This is a genomic window from Mycobacterium asiaticum (assembly GCF_001673635.1).
Lineage (GTDB): Bacteria > Actinomycetota > Actinomycetes > Mycobacteriales > Mycobacteriaceae > Mycobacterium > Mycobacterium asiaticum_C.
This window is the reverse complement of record NZ_LZMH01000069.1, coordinates 344,283-362,038: the sequence shown is the minus strand read 5'-3', so window position 1 is coordinate 362,038 and position 17,756 is coordinate 344,283. Positions and strand designations below refer to the sequence as shown.

The 17,756-nt window shown below is 69.8% G+C and carries 19 protein-coding genes; 7 read left to right on the top strand and 12 right to left on the bottom strand.

Features of this window, described 5'->3' with window-relative positions:
* Nucleotides 1–13: 13 nt before the first annotated feature.
* On the top strand, nucleotides 14–1,336 hold the full coding sequence (locus A5645_RS20475; protein WP_065130812.1) for a MinD/ParA family ATP-binding protein: 1,323 nt from the start codon (nucleotides 14–16) through the stop codon (nucleotides 1,334–1,336).
* Here the strand turns inward: A5645_RS20475 and A5645_RS27885 are convergent.
* Nucleotides 1,333–1,488 (bottom strand): hypothetical protein, encoded by a 156-nt coding sequence (locus A5645_RS27885; RefSeq protein WP_099050979.1) that lies wholly within the window; start codon nucleotides 1,486–1,488, stop codon nucleotides 1,333–1,335. The genes A5645_RS20475 and A5645_RS27885 overlap by 4 nt on opposite strands.
* Nucleotides 1,489–1,544: 56 nt before the next feature.
* Between A5645_RS27885 and A5645_RS20470 the strand changes: the two genes are divergently transcribed.
* The gene (locus A5645_RS20470; protein WP_065034429.1) at nucleotides 1,545–1,895 is read left to right on the top strand and encodes a DUF4229 domain-containing protein; all 351 of its coding nucleotides are present in this window, start codon (nucleotides 1,545–1,547) and stop codon (nucleotides 1,893–1,895) included.
* A gap of 3 nt (nucleotides 1,896–1,898) precedes the next feature.
* Here the strand turns inward: A5645_RS20470 and fabH are convergent, their stop codons facing one another.
* From fabH to A5645_RS20455, 3 genes are all read right to left on the bottom strand, one after another.
* A complete protein-coding gene (gene fabH / locus A5645_RS20465) occupies nucleotides 1,899–2,915 on the bottom strand; it encodes a beta-ketoacyl-ACP synthase III (RefSeq protein ID WP_065034428.1) in 1,017 nt (338 codons plus the stop codon).
* A 108-nt stretch (nucleotides 2,916–3,023) separates the two neighbouring features.
* Nucleotides 3,024–3,692: a DUF4190 domain-containing protein gene (locus A5645_RS20460; RefSeq protein WP_081288450.1), complete on the bottom strand. Its 669-nt coding sequence runs from the start codon at nucleotides 3,690–3,692 to the stop codon at nucleotides 3,024–3,026.
* A 97-nt stretch (nucleotides 3,693–3,789) separates the two neighbouring features.
* Nucleotides 3,790–4,662: a 1,4-dihydroxy-2-naphthoate polyprenyltransferase gene (locus A5645_RS20455; RefSeq protein ID WP_065130920.1), complete on the bottom strand. Its 873-nt coding sequence runs from the start codon at nucleotides 4,660–4,662 to the stop codon at nucleotides 3,790–3,792.
* Nucleotides 4,663–4,696: 34 nt separating this feature from the next.
* On the opposite strand from A5645_RS20455, the gene A5645_RS20450 reads away from it, so the two are divergent.
* Nucleotides 4,697–5,473, top strand: coding sequence for an S-methyl-5'-thioadenosine phosphorylase (locus A5645_RS20450; protein WP_065130919.1), 777 nt, complete (start codon nucleotides 4,697–4,699; stop codon nucleotides 5,471–5,473).
* On the top strand, nucleotides 5,470–6,501 hold the full coding sequence (locus A5645_RS20445; RefSeq protein WP_065130811.1) for an NAD-dependent epimerase/dehydratase family protein: 1,032 nt from the start codon (nucleotides 5,470–5,472) through the stop codon (nucleotides 6,499–6,501). The genes A5645_RS20450 and A5645_RS20445 overlap by 4 nt, the downstream gene beginning before the upstream one ends.
* On the opposite strand, the gene A5645_RS20440 is transcribed toward A5645_RS20445, so the two are convergent.
* Nucleotides 6,498–8,045 (bottom strand): DUF7937 domain-containing protein, encoded by a 1,548-nt coding sequence (locus A5645_RS20440; RefSeq protein ID WP_253867090.1) that lies wholly within the window; start codon nucleotides 8,043–8,045, stop codon nucleotides 6,498–6,500. The genes A5645_RS20445 and A5645_RS20440 overlap by 4 nt on opposite strands.
* Nucleotides 8,046–8,459: 414 nt before the next feature.
* Between A5645_RS20440 and A5645_RS20435 the strand changes: the two genes are divergently transcribed.
* Genes A5645_RS20435 through A5645_RS20425 form a run of 3 tightly spaced genes read left to right on the top strand, consistent with a single transcriptional unit; the run spans nucleotide 8,460 to nucleotide 11,870 of the window.
* Nucleotides 8,460–10,550: a DUF7159 family protein gene (locus tag A5645_RS20435; RefSeq protein ID WP_065130809.1), complete on the top strand. Its 2,091-nt coding sequence runs from the start codon at nucleotides 8,460–8,462 to the stop codon at nucleotides 10,548–10,550.
* A gap of 13 nt (nucleotides 10,551–10,563) precedes the next feature.
* Nucleotides 10,564–11,214 (top strand): glycosyltransferase family 2 protein, encoded by a 651-nt coding sequence (locus tag A5645_RS20430; protein ID WP_196772974.1) that lies wholly within the window; start codon nucleotides 10,564–10,566, stop codon nucleotides 11,212–11,214.
* Complete coding sequence (locus A5645_RS20425; RefSeq protein WP_065130808.1) at nucleotides 11,211–11,870, top strand: TIGR04282 family arsenosugar biosynthesis glycosyltransferase; 660 nt, start codon at nucleotides 11,211–11,213, stop codon at nucleotides 11,868–11,870. The genes A5645_RS20430 and A5645_RS20425 overlap by 4 nt, the downstream gene beginning before the upstream one ends.
* An 87-nt stretch (nucleotides 11,871–11,957) precedes the next feature.
* On the opposite strand, the gene A5645_RS20420 is transcribed toward A5645_RS20425, so the two are convergent.
* The 7 genes from A5645_RS20420 to A5645_RS20390 all read right to left on the bottom strand — a co-directional run bounded on the left by A5645_RS20420 (nucleotide 11,958) and on the right by A5645_RS20390 (nucleotide 17,737).
* On the bottom strand, nucleotides 11,958–13,310 hold the full coding sequence (locus A5645_RS20420) for a hypothetical protein (RefSeq protein WP_065130807.1): 1,353 nt from the start codon (nucleotides 13,308–13,310) through the stop codon (nucleotides 11,958–11,960).
* Nucleotides 13,311–13,316: 6 nt separating this feature from the next.
* Nucleotides 13,317–14,387 (bottom strand): o-succinylbenzoate--CoA ligase, encoded by a 1,071-nt coding sequence (gene menE / locus A5645_RS20415; protein ID WP_253867089.1) that lies wholly within the window; start codon nucleotides 14,385–14,387, stop codon nucleotides 13,317–13,319.
* Nucleotides 14,388–14,455: 68 nt separating this feature from the next.
* A complete protein-coding gene (locus A5645_RS20410) occupies nucleotides 14,456–14,764 on the bottom strand; it encodes a DUF3349 domain-containing protein (protein WP_065130806.1) in 309 nt (102 codons plus the stop codon).
* 68 nt (nucleotides 14,765–14,832) lie between these two features.
* A complete protein-coding gene (locus A5645_RS20405) occupies nucleotides 14,833–15,108 on the bottom strand; it encodes a hypothetical protein (RefSeq protein ID WP_065035371.1) in 276 nt (91 codons plus the stop codon).
* Nucleotides 15,105–16,337, bottom strand: a complete 1,233-nt coding sequence (locus tag A5645_RS20400) for an inorganic phosphate transporter (RefSeq protein ID WP_065035372.1) — start codon at nucleotides 16,335–16,337, stop codon at nucleotides 15,105–15,107. Before A5645_RS20400 ends, A5645_RS20405 begins: the two co-directional genes overlap by 4 nt.
* 119 nt (nucleotides 16,338–16,456) lie before the next feature.
* Nucleotides 16,457–16,843 carry a VOC family protein gene (locus A5645_RS20395; protein ID WP_065035373.1) on the bottom strand — a complete coding sequence of 129 codons (387 nt, stop codon included), beginning with the start codon at nucleotides 16,841–16,843 and terminating at the stop codon, nucleotides 16,457–16,459.
* Between the two features lie 18 nt (nucleotides 16,844–16,861).
* A complete protein-coding gene (locus A5645_RS20390; RefSeq protein WP_065130805.1) occupies nucleotides 16,862–17,737 on the bottom strand; it encodes an SDR family oxidoreductase in 876 nt (291 codons plus the stop codon).
* Between the last annotated feature and the right edge of the window lie 19 nt (nucleotides 17,738–17,756).

Below are 17,756 nucleotides of genomic sequence, written 5' to 3'. Positions count from 1 at the left end.
AGGGGGAGCACGAGTGTCAGAACATCCAACGCCGGGCGCGGGGGCGCCGCGGGTCCACCCGGGTACCGGGGCGGCCGACGTCAGCCCCGAGCAGCCGACCGTGCAGGCTCAAGCGCCGCTGGGCGTGGAACCGCCGGTGGACGCCACGGCTGAGGCGCCGACCCGTGCGTTCGCGGGTTTCCGCACCGAGCGCCGGCTGTCGGCGCCCACTGACCCCCCGCCGCCGCCCCCCGCCGACGCGCCGCAGTGGGATCCGGGGCCGACGACCGGCCCGGTGTCCGGTGTGACACGGGTCGACCCGACCGCCTACGGCGCCTACTACCCGGGCCCGCCGGAGGACTCCGGCATCGAAGAGCGGCCCCAGTTCCGTCCTGAGCCGCTGCCGCACGCGCCGTATCCCGAGCTGTCCACCACCGTCCTGCTCAAGCCGGTGAAGCCGCCGCCATCGGAAGGCTGGCGCCGGCTGCTGTACGTGCTGTCGGGTCAGCTGATCAACCTGGGGGAGAGTCCCCGGGCGATGAAGCACAACAATCTGGTAGCTCAGATCAACCGGCCGCTGCGTGGTTGTTACCGCATCGCGGTGCTGTCATTGAAGGGCGGCGTCGGCAAGACGACGATCACTGCGACTCTGGGATCCACCTTCGCGTCCGTGCGGGGTGACCGGGTGGTCGCCGTGGACGCCAACCCCGACCGCGGCACCCTGAGCCAGAAGCTGCCGCTCGAAACCCCGGCCACCGTGCGACACCTGCTGCGGGACGCCGAGAGCATCGACCGCTACAGCGACATCCGCGGCTACACCTCACAGAACAAGGCCGGGCTGGAGGTGCTCGCCTCCTCGAGCGACCCGACATTGTCGGAGGCATTCAGCTCCGAGGACTACACGCGCAGCCTGGACATCCTGGAACGCTTCTACGGCCTGGTATTCACCGACTGCGGCGCGGGACTGCTGCATTCGGCAATGTCGGCAATCCTGGCCCGGTCCGACGTGCTGATCGTGGTCGCGTCGGGCTCCATCGACGGGGCCCGCAGCGCGTCGGCGACGCTGGACTGGCTGGACGCCCACGGCCATGAGGACCTGGTGCGCAACGCGATCACCGTCATCAACGCCGTGCGGCCGCGGGCCGGCAAGGTCGACATGGACAAGGTGATCGAACATTTCGCGCGCCGCTGCCGGGCCGTGCGGGTAGTTCCTTACGACCCGCACCTGGAAGAGGGCGCCGAGATCGAACTGGACCGGCTGAATCGGGACACCCGCGAGGCGCTGCTCGAGCTGGCGGCGGTGGTCGCCGACGGCTTCCCCGGTGACCAGCGGCGCTCCAACCCGCAGTTCGTCTAGCGCGGTTTGTTGTCGCCCAATCGACGCAGGAACTCCGGATCGTCGTCAGGTCCGATGACACGCGTCTTCGGCGGGCTGGTCTGTGACCGCGCCGCACGCCAGCCGAGATAGATCAGCGTCCCCAGAATAAGGACGACGAGCAGGTAAAGCACTCGACACCTCCTCTGAGCGAATATACCCGCGGCGGGCCTGTCGCTAGGCTCAAGCTGTGTCAGAAACGCCTAGCGACAAGCCCACTCGGGTTCCGTCCCGCGGTCGCGGCGTCGCCGACGTCCTGCTTTACGTCGCGGCGCGGCTGCTGCTGGTGGTGGTGATCACTGCTCTGATCTACGGCGCGGGCCGGCTGATCGGGGTGACCGACTTCCCGCTCACGGTCGCCGCACTGGGCGGCCTGGTCATCTCCATGCCGCTGGGAATGTGGGCATTCGGGCCGCTGCGCCGGCGCGCCACGGCCACGCTTGCCGCCGCCGGGGAACATCGCCGTGCCGAGCGGGACCGGTTGCGGGCCCGGCTGCGGGGGGAGACGCCGGCCGCCGACGAGGGGCCGGCCGCAGGCTGAGCCTCAGCTGTCGCTGTGCAGCGGCATGCGTACCACCTGCGCGGCGTAGGTGAGTCCGGCGCCGTAGCCGATCAGCAGCGCCAGATCGCCGGGCTGGGCCGCCCCGGTGTCCATCAGTTCCGCGATGGCCAGCGGGATGGACGCCGCGGAGGTGTTCCCGGAGTGTTCGATGTCGTTGGCGACGACGGTGTCCGGCCGCAACTGCAGGTTCTTGACCAGCAACTCGTTGATGCGGCTGTTGGCCTGATGGGGGACGAACACGTCGATCTGATCCGGCCCGACACCGGCTGCCTCCAGCGCGCGGCGGCCGACATCGCCCATCTTGAAGGCCGCCCAGCGGAAGACCGCCGGACCCTCGAGCCGCACGAACGGCCGTGGGCCGGAGGGATTCTGCGCGAACGTGATCCAGTCGATGTCCTGGCGGATCGCGCCGGACTGCTCGCCGTCGCTGCCCGCCACCGTGGGCCCGATGCCCTGGGTGGGTGTCTCGCCGACCACCACCGCGGCCGCGCCGTCGGCGAAGATGAAGCAGTTGCCGCGGTCGTGCATGTCTATCGTCGGGGACAGTTTCTCGGTGCCGACCACCAGCATCTTGCCGGCGCCACCGGCGCGGATCATGTCCGCTGCGGTGCTCAGCGCGTACCCGAACCCAGCGCAGCCGGCGGACAGGTCGAAGCCCAGCACGTCGTTGGCGCCCAACGCCGCCGCGACCATCGGGGCGGCCGGCGGCGTCTGCAGGAAATGGGTGTTGGTGGTGACAATCACGCCGTTGATATCGGCCGGAGTCAGCGAGGCGTTCTTCAATGCCCGCCGACAGGCTTCGGTCGCCATCGACGCCGCGGATTCGTCGTCCGCGGCGAACCGGCGGGACTTGATCCCGGTGCGCGAGTAGATCCATTCGTCGGAGGAGTCGATGTTCTGACAGATCTCCTCGTTGGTGACGACTCGCTCAGGGCGGTAGGCGCCGACGCTGAGCAACCCGACTTTCTTCGGGCCGTTGATCGTCGCGATCTCAGTCATAGCGATGTCCTTCCCGCCGCAGTAATCGGTCGAATCTGCCGCTGGGGCTTGATCGACTCTATGCGTGCTCGCTGCGCGCGTGCACCGGGGTCGAGCACAGACGTCGGATTACCGCAACTTGGACAGGCAAAGGACGATCGGCGGACGGTAGGCCTGTGTCCGCACCCACTGGCTGCCGGGGCAATCGGACGTGCTGGTGGTGCGTTTGGTGACCTTGTCCGTCGCGGCACTTGAACCGCAGGCGGCGGGCGAAATTGTCACCTCCCTGCTGCCGTCCTTCTTTTTCGCTCCGGTAACCCGGCGGATGCAATCGCCGACGCGAGCGTCCTTGATCGCCCGCGCCGTCGCGTCCGGAACCCCGACGGGGGTTTCGGATGTGGTCGGGGTGCTTCGCGATCGTGAACCCGCGTTGCTGTGCAGCGCCGAGTTCACCGACGCCATGAACACCAGCACGCCGACCAGCCCGATGATCCCCAGGATTGTCCCGATGTATCCCAGCACCAGCCCGGCGATGGCAAAGCCGCGGCCGTCCTCGCCGGTGCGTTTGATCTGGGAAAGCGAGATGTGTCCGAAGACGATCCCCAACGGCGCCAGGACCAGCGATGTGACGAGCGCCGCGATCGCCAGCGAGTTGGTGGAACGGCTGACCGGATACGGCGGATAGGACCCAGGCGGCGGTCCCGGCGGTCCCGGCGGTCCCGGCGGCGCGGTCGGCCCGGGCGTCCCGGGCGGCGGCGCAGGCAGACGCTGAGTCGCATCGTCGAGCCGCTCACTCATCAGAACTGTTCCCTCCGGCCCGCGCTTATCTTGTAGCGCAACACATTTGAGCAAGTAAAACACAACGGACCAGCCGGCGCCGGGGAACTCCGCGCGGTCAACCGGCCAGGGACAGCGCCAACGCGACCGCGGCGGACCACACCACCATGGCCAGCCCGGTGTCGCGCAGTACCGGGATCAACTCCGGTCCACTCAGGCCCGCGCGCACCGGCCGGTCGGCGCGCAGCGCCAGCGGCGTAGCCACCAGTCCCACCGCGCACCACGGCGTCGCCGCGAGCAGAGCGAACGTCAGAACCCCGGCGGTGGCCAGCAAAGCGTGGTAGAGCAGCCGGGTGCGGCGGTCACCCAACCGCACCGCGAGGGTGATCTTGCCGGATTCGGTGTCGGTGGGAATGTCGCGCAGATTGTTGGCGACCAGCACCGACGACGACAACGCCCCGACCGCGACCGCCAGCACCAGACCCACCCAGTCCACCCGCAAGGCCTGGGTGTACTGCGTGCCCAGGACGGCGACCAGGCCGAAGAACACGAACACCGCGGCCTCGCCCAGCCCCGAGTAGCCGTACGGCTTAGACCCGCCGGTGTACAGCCAGGCCCCAGCGACGCACCCCACACCGACCGCGATCAGCCACGGCGCACTGACCAGCGCCAGCGCCAGTCCCGCCACGCTGCCGACGAACAGGCTGACCAGCGCCGCGGTCAGCACCGCGCGCGGCGTCGCCAGCCGGGCACCCACCAGCCGCACCGGGCCGGCCCGCACGTCGTCGGTGCCCCGGATGCCGTCGGAGTAGTCGTTGGCGTAATTCACCCCGATGACGAAGGCGAGGGACACGGCCAGAGCCAGCAGCGCCTTCCACCACACGGCGGCATGCAGCCACGCCGCGGCGCCGGTGCCGGCGATTACCGGCGCGACCGCGTTCGGCAGGGTCCGCGGGCGCGCTCCGGCGATCCACTGCGCAAAACTGGCCACCAGGGCATCCTGCCTCATGCATCACAATGGGCGGATGCTCGGAGTCATCGGCGGTAGCGGCTTCTACACATTTCTCGGATCCGACACCCGTACGGTGTACCCCGAGACCCCGTGGGGCGCGCCCAGCGACCCGATCACGATCGGCGCCATCGGCCGGCACGAGGTCGCGTTCCTGCCCCGGCACGGCGCCCGTCACCAGTACTCGCCGCACACCGTCCCGTACCGGGCCAACATGTGGGCGCTGCGCGCGCTGGGGGTCCGGCGGGTGTTCGCGCCGTGCGCGGTCGGCAGTCTGAACCCGCTGCTGGGACCCGGGACGGTGGTGGTGCCCGATCAACTGGTGGACCGCACCAGCGGCCGCCCGGACACCTACTTCGACAGCGGCGGGGTGCACGCGAGCTTCGCCGATCCGTACTGCCCGACGCTGCGCAGCGCGGTGACCGATCTGCCGGATGTGGTCGACGGCGGCACCATGGTGGTGATCCAGGGTCCGCGGTTCTCCACCCGCGCGGAGAGCCAGTGGTTCGCGGCCGCCGGCTTCAGCCTGGTCAACATGACCGGCTACCCGGAGGCCATCCTTGCTCGCGAACTCGAATTATGTTACGCGGCAATAGCCCTGGTCACCGATGTGGATGCCGGTGTGGCCGTCGGGGAAGGGGTGAAGGCCGCGGAGATCTTCGCCGCCTTTGGCGAGAACATCGTGCGGCTCAAGCAACTCGTGCAGACCGCGATCGACAACGTGGCCGACGAGCGCACCTGTACCCACTGTCTGCAGCACGCCGGTGTCCCGCTGCCGTTCGAGCTGCCGTGAGAGTCCTGCTCACCGGCGCGGCCGGTTTCATCGGCTCTCGGGTCGACGCGGCGCTGCGGGCCGCGGGCCACGAGGTGATCGGCGTGGACGCTTTGCTGCCCGCTGCGCACGGCCCGAGTCCCGTTCTGCCGGAAGGCTGTCACCGGGTTGACGTGCGCGACGCCGACGCACTCGCGCCGCTGCTGTCCGGGGTGGACCTGGTGTGCCATCAGGCGGCGATGGTGGGCGCCGGTGTCGACGCCGCCGACGCGCCGGAATACGGGAGCCACAACGACTTCGGGACCACGGTGCTGCTGGCCCAGATGTTCGCCGCAGGCGTCCGGCGCCTGGTGTTGGCGTCCTCGATGGTGGTGTACGGGCAGGGGCGGTACCGGTGCGCGGAGCACGGCTCGGTGGATCCGCCGCCGCGCCGCCGTGCCGACCTGGACGCCGGTGTCTTTGAGCACCGCTGTCCGGTCTGCGGTCGGCCGGTGGTGTGGCAGTTGGTCGATGAGGACGCCGCGCTGCGGCCGCGCAGCCTGTACGCGGCCAGCAAGACGGCGCAGGAGCACTACGCACTGGCCTGGTCGGAGGCCACCGGCGGTTCGGTGGTGGCGCTGCGCTACCACAACGTCTACGGCCCGGGCATGCCGCGGGACACCCCGTATTCCGGGGTGGCGGCGATATTCCGCTCCTCACTCGAGAAGGGCGAGGCGCCAAGGGTTTTCGAAGACGGCGGGCAGATGCGGGATTTCGTGCACGTCGACGACGTCGCGGCGGCCAACCTGGCGGCGGTGAGCGCGGACCGCCGCGGCTTCACCGCAGCCAATGTTTGCTCGGGACGGCCCATCTCGATCCTCGAGGTGGCCGACGCGCTGTGTGCCGCGCGGGGCGGCGAGTTGTCCCCGGCCGTCACCGGCCAGTACCGCAGCGGCGATGTCCGCCACATCGTGGCCGACCCCACGCTCGCCGCCGAAGTGCTCGATTTCCGGGCCGGCGTGGACCCGGGCGACGGGCTGCGCGAATTCGCCTTCGCGCCGTTGCGTTAGGACGGACGGTTCGGCGGCCGGTAGATCTTGGGCCGCAACGGCCCGGTGGTTTCCGCCGACCGGAAGATCCGGGGTGCCCGGCCCGGCCCGGACAGCACCGTGGTGGGCGCGTCGTGCTCGGTGTGGGCGACGCTGAACTGCGTCGTCCTTGCTTCCGACGGCGGCGGCGGGCCACCCGCACGGGTGGGGACGGGAACCTGGGGCCGTTGCTGCCCAGCGGCGGCTCGAGGCGCCGGCTGCCGGCGTCGTGGGCGTCGTCGCGGCTTACGGATGACACCGGCGATGATGACCGCGGGGAAGATCCACAGCGCCAGCGCGACCAGCGTGACGTCGAACGTGCTGGTCATCTGCTGGACTAAATTGTTGCCGTAGACCGGATTCGGCGCCGCCCCCTGGACAAAGCGCGGCGCCAGAATCACGCCGAGAATCACCCGCGAAGCCGTCAGTGTGAACACCAGCCCGCTCAGGAACGTCGTCCATGGCGAGAAGGCGCCGCGGCCCAATCGCGCCCACGCCCACCACGCCACAAACGCCGTCGCCGCGTCGAACGCCGCGAGGATGAGGTGGTTGTAAGGGAATGTGGGGTAATTCAGCAGCACGGCCACTACGAGGTCGCTGATTCTCATCAGCACCGAGCCGGCGCACCAGACGACGATCAGCATCAACGCCAAGCGCAGTGCGTCGCGCCACACGTCGCGGTCCTTGCGTACCAGCGGCGAGCCGAACAGCGTCAGCGGCAGAAACAGTGCCGCGGCCGCCGCCCAGGCGAGATAGCCCTCGTAGCCGACGCCAGTCGTCGGGGTGTTCTGCGCGATGCCATGGAATGCATCGATGTAGCGGCCGACGGGAAGGACCCACACCACGAGCCCCGCCACCAGCGCAGAACCACCAAGCGCCACGGTGGCGAGCCGGGATGCCGGAGTGTTGCGCAGGATCCACCGCGAGGCCACCAGCACCGCCGCCAGCGCCACCGCCCCGTACACCACCGCAGTGAGGATCACGGTGGTGTTGCGGACCCCGAAAGATTCCGAGCCCGTGGTGGGCAACGCGTAGCGCACCCGCCAGCACAGGGTGAATCCGGAGCTCAAAGACACCCCGAACATCGATGCATAGCCGACCAGCCGGGCCGCCCGCAGCCACCGGTGGTAGCTCTCCTCGTCCACGGTCGGGCGGACGAGCAGCGGCTGTGCCGACAGCACCGCCCCCGCGACCCCCAGCCAGGCGCCGGGCCCGACCCCACCCAGCACCCGCGCGGCGGCCCCGGACCGGATGAATTCGAACGCGGCGAACAGCACAAAGCCGACTACCAACAGCAGGTAGGGGACATTGAGGGCGAGCCGCAGCCGGCCGTTGGGACCGGGCCGGCGGTGCGAGGCCAGCAGGGACAGCAGCGACAGCACGGTCACTGAATCCAGGATTGCCCACAGCACCCCGCTGCTGTTGGGGATGCGGAATCCGAAGTACAGGTTCCAAGGCACCAGCAAAGCCGCGACGAGGAGCGCGCCGGCCAACAGGTCGCGCCTGAGGTTGCGCTGCCGCGCGATGGGCTCGGCCGGCTGCGCTTCCGATCGTGCTTCCGGTGCCGGCGGCCCGGGCGGAGCGTGTCGCGCACCCACGATGGGGCCGGTCGGCGTGTCGTCGCTGCTCAGGCTCACGAGGCCCCCAAGGGATCGAGGTCGGTTGCTGCGGGCGCAGCTTTGGTTCTGCCGCAGGGGAACCCCCTGACTGGCCCGCTGCGTTGTTCGGTTGCGAACATATTCTCCATTCGGAAGACGCGGCCGCGGCTGTGAGCAGGCTATGAAGTGGCGAAGGAAATCCGGTGACCATCCCCCTGGGTAGGGAATCCGGTTACGCTGCGCACATAGGGAACCCTGTCGTCCGAATGACGAGTATGCCGTCAGTGTAATGATGCCGGGACATTGCTGGCTGTGGGGTAGTCAGCCGAAGGAGAGCCGTAAATGGACGTGGTGTTGGGGGTGGCCGTTACCGGCCAGGTCGCACGCCTGGCTCTGATCGAGGCCGCCCGCAGTAGCGCGGTGATCGATCAATCCACCGTCGAGCTGACGAACAATCCGGTCTCGGACCTGTCCGAGACGATCGTCGGTACGAATCGGCTGTTGGCCGACGAAGGTCACCGGTTGGTCGGCACCCGGCTGGTCTGGTCGGACCAGTACGCGGCCAACCAGCTACAACAGGCGCTGAGCTACGCCGGGGTGGCGAACGTCGAGGTGGTCTCCGAGTCGCAGGCTGCCACCGCGCTGCTGGGGCCCGGCCGTGCCGGTGCCGCGGTCCTGCTGGTCGGCAGCCAGACGGCAAGCCTGGCGGTGCCCAGTGCTGATCCGGACGCGCCGCCAACGGTGCTGGCCGCGTCGCCGGTGGAAGGTGACGCCGGCGCGACCTTCGACACGTTGATGGCGCAGGTCCCGGGCCACGCCGGTACCCCGGACGACGTCCTGCTGGTGGGAACGTCGCCCGAGAACACCGCGATGTTCGCCGACCAGCTGCAGTCCGCGTCGACCATGAGCGTCCAGATTCCGGGGGATCCCGACTTCGCCCTGGCGCGCGGCGCAGCCGCAGACGCGACGATGGCGGTGCCGACCGCATCTCCCGATGCGACGATGGCCGCCCCGTTCGCCAACCCGGACGCGACGATGGCCGCCCCGGCCGCGTCGCCCGACGCGACGATGGCGGCACCCTCCCTCGGGGACGCCACCATGGCTGCGCCGATCCCCGGGGACGGAGGCGGCGCGAATTTCCATTCGGGTGTCTCTTCGGGAGACCCGAACGTGGCCGGGGACCCGAACGCGACCGCGCACTTCCATTCCGGGGTGTCCTCCGGCGACCCGGCGGCCCCTGGGGACGCGACAGCCTTCATGCAGCCCGCCGACGGGGGAGCGCCCAGCTCGGGCGACGAGCAGCTGGCGTATTCGCAGGCCAGCGAGTACGACATTCTGCCGGTCGACACCGACGGTTTCGACGACTACGGGGACGAGTACGGCGACGAGTACGAAGACGGGTTGGACCCCGACGACCCCGAGACGGCCGGCATCCGGCCACAGCTGAGGCGGCTGTTGATCAGTAACGCCGTCATCGGTTTCGCCGTGCTCGGGTTCGCTTCGCTGGCGGTCGCTGTCGCGGTGACCGTGCGGCCGACCGCGTCCACTTTGCCGGTCGAAGGCCACCAGAACGCCCAGCCGGGCAAGTTCATGCCGCTGTTGCCGACCGAGCAGCAGGCCCCGGTGCCACCCCCGCCGCCCGACATTCCCACCCTGGGATTCCAGGGCGGCACCGTGCCCGCCGTGCAGAACATCCCGAGGCAGGCGCCCGCCCCCGTGGCTCCGGCGCCCGTACCGGCGGCTCCGGTGCCCGTGCCGGTCCCCGCACCCCTGCCGGTGCCGATCTTCATTCCGCCGTATCCGGGCTGGCAGCCGCCGTATCCGGGTTGGCAGCCGCCGTATCCGGGCTGGCAGCCGGGCATGCCGACGACGCCGCCGACGACGCCGGTGACCACTGGTCCGACGACGCCGGTGACAACGCCGCCGACCACCGCGCCCACGACGCCGCCGACGACCGCGCCCACGACAGCGCCGACGACGCCGGTGACCACGCAGCCGACGACCCAGCCCACCACGCCGGCGACCACACAACCGCCGAAGACCACGACGATTCCGCCCACCACGGAGGCTCCGACGACGCAGGCGCCGACCACCGTGGCACCGCCGCCGACGACGGTTGCGCCACAACCCACGCAGGAGGTGCCGACGCAGGCGCCGACACAGCAGGTGCCGACGCAGGCTCCGACGCAGCAGGTGCCGACGCAGCAGCAGACCGTGGCGCCGCCGACGCAGGCGCCGCGCACCCAAGCACCCGTGCCTCAGGCGCCGCAAACTCAGGCGCCGGTGCCGCAGGTTCCGCGGACCCAGGCGCCGGTGCCGCAGGCACCGAGGGTGCCGACGGTGGCGCCGCGTGCGCCGTCGGGTGGCGGCAGCAGCGGCGGCAGCAGTGGCGGGGGCGGCCGCGGGGGGTCCTTCCCGTCCTGGCCGCGCTGACCCCGGAACCGCCTTGTCCAGCGTGACGGTGGTGTTGCCCTGCCTCAACGAAGCGGAATCACTGCCGGCGGTGCTCGCCGCGATCCCGGCCGGCTATCAGCCGCTGGTGGTGGACAACAACAGCACCGACGACACCGCCGCCGTCGCCACCCGGCACGGTGCCCGGGTGATCGCCGAGTCGCGCCCCGGCTACGGCGCTGCGGTACACGCGGGAGTGGTCGCGGCGGATACGCCGGTCGTGGCGGTCATCGACGCGGACGGCTCGATGGATCCCGGTGACCTGCCACGCCTGGTCGACGAATTGCAGCGCGGCGCCGACATGGTCACCGGCCGCCGCCGTCCGGTGCCCGGGCTGCACTGGCCGTGGGTGGCCCGGGTAGGCACCGTGGTGATGAGCTGGCGGCTGCGTACCCGGCACGGCCTGCCGGTGCACGACATCGCGCCGATGCGGGTGGCCCGCCGTGAGGCGTTGCTGGAACTCGGTGTCACCGACCGGCGGTCCGGTTATCCGTTGGAGTTGCTGGTACGAGCCGCGGCCGCCGGGTGGCGGGTGGTGGAACTCGACGTGAGCTACGGCCCGCGGACGGGCGGCAAATCGAAGGTGAGCGGGTCGCTCAAGGGCAGCATCATCGCGATCGTCGACTTCTGGAAGGTGATTTCGTGAGCCTGTCGGTGACGGCGCTGGTGGTGGCCAAGGCGCCGGAACCGGGACTGGCCAAGACCCGCCTGGCGGCGACGGTCGGTGACCGGGCCGCCGCCGAGATTGCCGCAGCCGCTTTGCTGGACACCCTGGACGCGGTCGCGGACGCGCCGTTCGCCGCCCGGGTGGTCGCGCTCACCGGCAACCTCGCCAATGCCGCCGGTGCCGCCGAGCTACGGCGGCGGCTGGAGTCGTTCACCGTGATCGAGCAGCGTGGTGACGACTTCGCCGACCGGCTCGCCAACGCCCACGCCGATGCGGCCGACGGCTATCCGGTGCTACAGATCGGAATGGACACCCCACAGGTCACCGCCGCGCTGCTGACGCAGTGTGCGCAGCGGCTGCTGGAGAACGCGGCGGTGCTGGGGCTGGCGCTGGACGGCGGCTGGTGGCTACTCGGACTGACCGTCCCGGATGCGGCAGCGTGTCTGCGCGGTGTCCCCATGTCCACACCCGACACCGGCGACCTCACGCTGAAAGCGTTGCGCGACAACGGCATCGAAGTGTCGCTGGTGCAACCACTGGCCGACGTCGACCTCGTGGACGATGTCGCCGCCGTGCGTAAGGCCTGCAGCCCCGGCGGGCGATTCGCGCGCGTCACCCGCGCCGCTGGGTTGTAGTCCGCCGGCCGATGCTCGCGAGTCGAACCTGGCTGCGGGTTATTGCGCCGGATTTCGCCGTGTGGTTCGGTTCGGCGGTCCCAGTGGCTACCAGTTCGTAAAGATCACAGTGTTCAGCACCAGCGCTCCAATGGCGTTGAGCGCCAGCCATATCCGGTGCGAACGCACCGGCAGCAGCACGGGCGCCGCGGTGAGCCAGATGGTGAACGGCAGCCAGATCCGTTCCGTCTCGGCCTTACTGAGCATGCTCAGATCCGCGCAGCAGATTGCGACCACCGCGGCCAGCAGAAGCAGGTGCAGGCCCGATAGTCGGCGGATCGCGGCCGGGTCGAATGCCCGACTGAGGCCGGCGACACTGCCCAGACCGATGGCGCAGACCACGCAGGCCAGGTTGCCCCAGACCCAGTATTGGAACGGCCGGTCCTTGGCGATCCCCTGCCAATAGCGTTGCTGCACCAACTCATAGCCGTCGAACCAGTAGAAGCCGGCCACGGCGAAGCTCACCCCCACCGCCACCGCGGCCAACACGGCGGGGCCCAGCACCCGCAGCGCGGCGCGCCAGTTCGCCGCCGAGGCCAGCACCGCCAGCGCCGGCAAGCCCATCAGCACCAGCCCGTAGCTGAGGAAGATGCCCCAGCCCAGTACCACTCCGGCCGCGGCCCCCACCAGCTCCGGGAACCGCGTCGCGCCGTGCACCGCCACCGCCAGCAGGGCGATGCCCCAGGCGGCCACCCCGGCGTAGTAACCGTCGGCCGACACCGCAACCCAGATGGCCGTCGGCGCCACGGCCACGAACGGTGCCGCCCGCCGGGCGGTGGTTTCGTCGGCCACGGCGCGCACAGTGACCAGGACGGCGGCCGCCGCGCTGGAGCCCGCGAGTAGGCACAGCAGGCCGGCCCAGGCGCCCCCGTGCAGACCGATCCGGTCTAGCCACACGAACGTCAGCAGCGCTCCCGGCGGATGGCCGGAAACGTGTGTGGTCCACGAGTGCGGCTGAAAATCCAGGATTCGGCTGGAAAACGTGCGCAGGGTCGCCGGAACGTCGGTGACGCCGGGCACCTCCCACAGATATTCGTCCCGGCCCGTCAAGCGCTGCGCGAAGCCACGCCCGAAGCCGTCGATCATCGCCAGGGAGAACGCCCACACGCATGCCGTGGCCCAGGTGCCCAGCGTCACCGCACGCCAGGGAAGTCGTTGTGCCACAATGGGACCCCAATACACGGCGGCGGCCGCGAGCACGGCGGCCACCACGGTGCCCCAGCCGGCGTGGACTTTCCAGTAGCCGAAGATCGGTGTGGCGCCGGCGTGCTCGGCGAACCGATCCAGCCCGGTATCCCGGCGTGGGTCGATGCCCCAGTGCATCCGCGGCAGTGCGAACGCCGCTGCCACCAGGGCGACCGCCGCCGCGACCGCGGCTGTTTCCCGGCGGGCGATCCTCACGACAGGTCAGCTTATTGACCCGAATCGCCGTACCAACGCGGCCCGGTCCACCTTGCCGATGCCGCGGCGCGGCAATTCCTCGACGATGTGCACCTCGCGCGGTGCGGCTGTGCTGTCGAGTGTGCGCGCGACGTGGGTGCGCAGCTCTTGCAGCGTCGGTGCCTCGGCGCCCGCGCCGACGACCACCGCGGCCACCACCCGCTGGCCCAGGCGTTCGTCGGGCACCCCGAACACGGCGCAGTCGCGCACCGCGGGATGGTCGGCCAAGGCGGTTTCCACGGGACCTGGCAGCACGGTCAACCCGCCGGTGCTGATCGCGTCGTCCACGCGGCCCAGCACGGTGAGTTCGCCGGACTCGCCAACGGCGCCGAGATCGTCGGTCAGGAACCAGCCGGGTTCGGCGAACGGGTCCGGGATCACGGGGTTGCGGTAGCCCTTGGCCAGCGTGTCCCCGCCCAGCATGATGCGGCCGTCGGGACGGATGCGCAGCCTCACCCCGCTCAGCGGAACGCCGTCGTAGACGCACCCGCCCGCGGTCTCGCTCATCCCGTAGGTGCGCACCACATTGATGCCGGCTGCCGCGGCGGCGTCGAGCACGGGCCTCGGTGCGGGCCCGCCGCCGAGCAGGATGGCGTCCAGATCGGCCAGCGCGGCGGTGGCGCCGGGTTGGGTGAGCGCCTTGGCCAACTGGGCGGCGACCAGCGACGTGTAACGTCTACCCGCTCCCAAAGCTGTGATAGCGGAAGGTAATTCGTCGATATCGAACCCGGCGGACACGTCCAGCTCTACCGGCGTGGTGCCGGCCAGCACGCTGCGGACCAAGACCTGCAGCCCGGCGATGTGGTACGGCGGGACGGCCAGCAGCCAGCGCCCCGGCCCGCCGAGCCGCTCGTAGGTGGCCGCAGCGCTGGCCGTCAGGGCAGCCCCGGTCAGCAACGCGCCCTTGGGCGCACCGGTGGTCCCGGACGTCGTCACCACCAGGGCCACGTCATCGTCGATCTCTTGGCCGACGCGCAGGCCGGGTACGGCCGCGCCGTCGCGCACCGCGACCATCGCCGAGTCTTGGCCGTCGAGCACCCGTTGCAACGCGGGCAACAACACACGGGTCGCCGAACCCGCGGGGACGGGCACCGCCCGCAGGACGGCTATGCGCGGTCCCCGTTTTCGCGTGCGTCGTCGAGCGGCCAGCCCTGGGCGGCCAGCCGGATCCGGACCCGCTCGATGTCGGCGGGCGACGGCAGCTCATCGGTGTGCTGAGTGATCGCCACGCCGATGTCGATGTTGTCGATCTGCAGGTCGCCGCGGCGGGTAAGTTCGTCGGCGACCGTCCGGATCTCGTCATTGGTCAACCGGCGCGCCAACAAGGCAAGCACGGCAAAGGAATCCGTCGGCGGTATGCCTTCGGGATACCCGGCGCGCAGCCAGGCGACGATCGAACTGAGGAATCGGTTCATTCTGCGATCAATTCACCCGCCGAAGATTCAACAACATCCCATGTTATGCGCATAAGGATGATGCGGCTTCACGCTGGCTTGGCGCCTAAGAAGGGATAGTGCGTGTGATGGGCGATGAAGTCTCGGGCGATGTAGAGCACGCCGAGGATCACCACCACCGCCACCAGCGCGTAAATCAGCCATCCGACCGCCGACAGCAACGGACGCGCCCTGCCGCCCGCGTCGTTCGCACCGGCGGCTTGCAACCGCACCCCGAGGGCGAAAAGCCCCGGCAGCGCCGCCCCGGCCAACAGGCTGAACAGCAGGATCTTGCCGGTCGCCTCGATGTTGAACCAGGCGTTCACGAGGCGCTCCGTGCCGGGATCTGACCGTCGGATTCGGGTGCCGAAGCACCCCGCTTAGGGCCCGTGCCGTGCGGCGGCGGTAGGTCCGGGCCGTCGAGGCCCGCGGTCAGGTTGCCTTCCCACTCGGCGTTGACGTTCTTGTGGTCCACCTTGACCCGGCGCGAGCGCAGGTAGATGGTCGCCGCGACCGCGATCAGCAGCGAGAAGCCGACGATCGCACCGGGGTAGCCGCCGATCAGGTGCACGATCCAGTAGGTGAGCGCGCCAACCAGCCCCGACAGGGGCAGCGTCACCAGCCACGCGGTCGCCATCCGGCCGGCCACCCCCCAGCGCACCTCGGCGCCCGGCTTGCCCACCCCGCTGCCCAGCACCGAGCCGGTGCAGACCTGCGTCGTGGACAGCGCGTAACCGAAGTGGGCTGACAGCAGAATAACTGCGGCCGAAGACGATTCGGCCGCCATGCCCTGTGGTGATTTGATCTCGACCAGCCCCTTGCCCAGCGTGCGGATGATCCGCCAGCCGCCCAGGTACGTTCCACCGGCCATCGCCACCGCGCAGCACACGATCACCCACAGCGGCGGCATGCTGGCCGTCTTGCTCACCGATCCGTAGGACATCAGCGCCAGGAAGATCACGCCCATCGTCTTTTGCGCGTCGTTGGTGCCGTGCGCCAGCGACACCAGTGACGCCGACCCGATCTGACCGCGCCGGAAACCGGCCTCGGTGCGCTGGTCCCCGACGCCGCGGGTGATCCGGTACACCAGCCAGGTGGCGGCCGCTCCGACCACGATCGCCAGCGCCGCGGCGATGACGGCGGGAATGATGACCTTGGAGACCACGCCCTTCCAGATGACGCCGTGCCCGCCGACCGCTGCGATCGTCGCGCCGACGATGCCGCCGATCAGCGCGTGCGAGGAACTCGAGGGGATACCGAGCAGCCAGGTCAGCAAATTCCACACGATGCCACCGACCAGGCCGGCGAACACCAGCTCCAGGGTGACCAGATTCGCGTCGATCAACCCCTTGGCGATCGTCGCCGCCACGGCCGTGGACAGGAACGCGCCGATCAGGTTCAGCACCGCCGAGAGCGCTACCGCCGCCTTGGGCGCCAAGGCACCGCTGGCGATGGAGGTCGCCATGGCGTTGCCGGTGTCGTGGAACCCATTGGTGAAGTCGAAAGCCAGTGCGGTGATCACGACGATGATCAAGAGGAACAACTGGATGTTCACAGGGCCTGATTCTGGTGGTCGGGAGTATTGCTTGTCGAACGATTGATTAGGCGAAATGCAGGAATATCGCGAGTCGTCGCCAGATGTTACCTGTCAGTTCACCTTGGGTTCGTCCCCGTTCATTGGCGGGTGTCTTCGCGTAGCGGATGACCCTTGGGGACCTGGATGAAAATCAGGGTGACACCGTCGGGATCGGTCACGTGCATCTCGTGCAGGCCCCATGGTTCGCGGCGCGCCTCCCGGGCGATCGGAACCCCCCGGCCGCGGAGTTCGGCCTGGGTCGCTTCCAGGTCGCGCACCTGCAGCCACAGCGCGCCCGGGAAGGGTCCCCGAGAGTGGTCCGGCTCGCCGTAGCCCGCCAGTTCCAGCAAAGACTGACCGGCGAAGAAGACGGTGCCCGCCCCGTATTCGCGAGCAATCGCCAGCCCGATCTCGTCGCGGTAGAACTGCAACGAGCGCTGATAGTCGGCCGGCCGCAGGAGCATCCTGCTCGCCAGAATCTCCATCACTCGTGTCTAGCACGCCTAGGTGGTCGCGCGCCGCTGCATGAGCGTGTTGACCCAGCGGGGGCCGACGGTGTTCAGCGCCTTGGCCGCGATCGCCATCCGGGGTGCGATCTGCACCGGCCGGGTGCGTGCGGCGGTGATCATCCATTCGGCGGCTTCTTCGGAGGTCAGCGCGGGCATGCCCTCGTAAGCCTTGGTCGGCGCGATCATCGGCGTCGCCACCAGCGGGTAGTACAGCGCCGTCGAGTGCACACCCTTGGGGCCCCACTCGGTTTCGGCTATCCGGGTAACGGACGTCAGCGCCGCCTTGGAGGCGTTGTAGACCGAGAACAGCGGCGCGGCCTCGTTGAGCACACCCCAGGTCGAGACGTTGATGATGTGGCCGTCGCCGCGTTCGATCATTCCGGGCGCCAGCCCGCGGATGAGCCGCAGGGGCGCGTAGTAGTTGAGCACCATCGTCCGCTCGACGTCGTGCCAGCGTTCCAGCGACTGTTCCAGCGGACGGCGGATGGACCGGCCGGCGTTGTTGATCAGGATGTCGACTCCGCCGATGCGCTTCTCGACGTCGGCGACCAGCGCGTCGACCGCGTCCATGTCGGAGACGTCGCACGGGATGGACATCGCCGTACCGCCCGCGGCGGTGATCCGGTCGGCGAGGTCGTCGAGCAGGTCCCGACGGCGGGCGACGACGACGACGGTGGCGCCGCGCTCGGCGAACTGTTCGGCCGCCGCCTCGCCGATGCCCGACGAGGCGCCGGTCAGAAGGATGCGCTTGCCGTCGAGGTCGACGGGCTTGATCGCAGGGCGGTTCACCAGCACCTGGGGCGAGACGGGTGGCCGCATGCTGGCCAGGACCAGCTGTTCGGTCAATCGCCGCAGTGGACTCTTACTCACGCGAAGAGTCTAGGAGGGG

Coding starts and splice junctions, on each gene's coding strand:
- fabH (WP_065034428.1), bottom strand. CDS start 2,915: ATGACTGAGATCGCGACGATCAACGGCCCGAAGAAAGTCGGGTTGCTC.
- A5645_RS20395 (WP_065035373.1), bottom strand. CDS start 16,843: ATGGAGATTCTGGCGAGCAGGATGCTCCTGCGGCCGGCCGACTATCAG.
- A5645_RS20460 (WP_081288450.1), bottom strand. CDS start 3,692: ATGAGTGAGCGGCTCGACGATGCGACTCAGCGTCTGCCTGCGCCGCCG.
- A5645_RS20450 (WP_065130919.1), top strand. CDS start 4,697: ATGCTCGGAGTCATCGGCGGTAGCGGCTTCTACACATTTCTCGGATCC.
- A5645_RS20435 (WP_065130809.1), top strand. CDS start 8,460: ATGGACGTGGTGTTGGGGGTGGCCGTTACCGGCCAGGTCGCACGCCTG.
- A5645_RS20410 (WP_065130806.1), bottom strand. CDS start 14,764: ATGAACCGATTCCTCAGTTCGATCGTCGCCTGGCTGCGCGCCGGGTAT.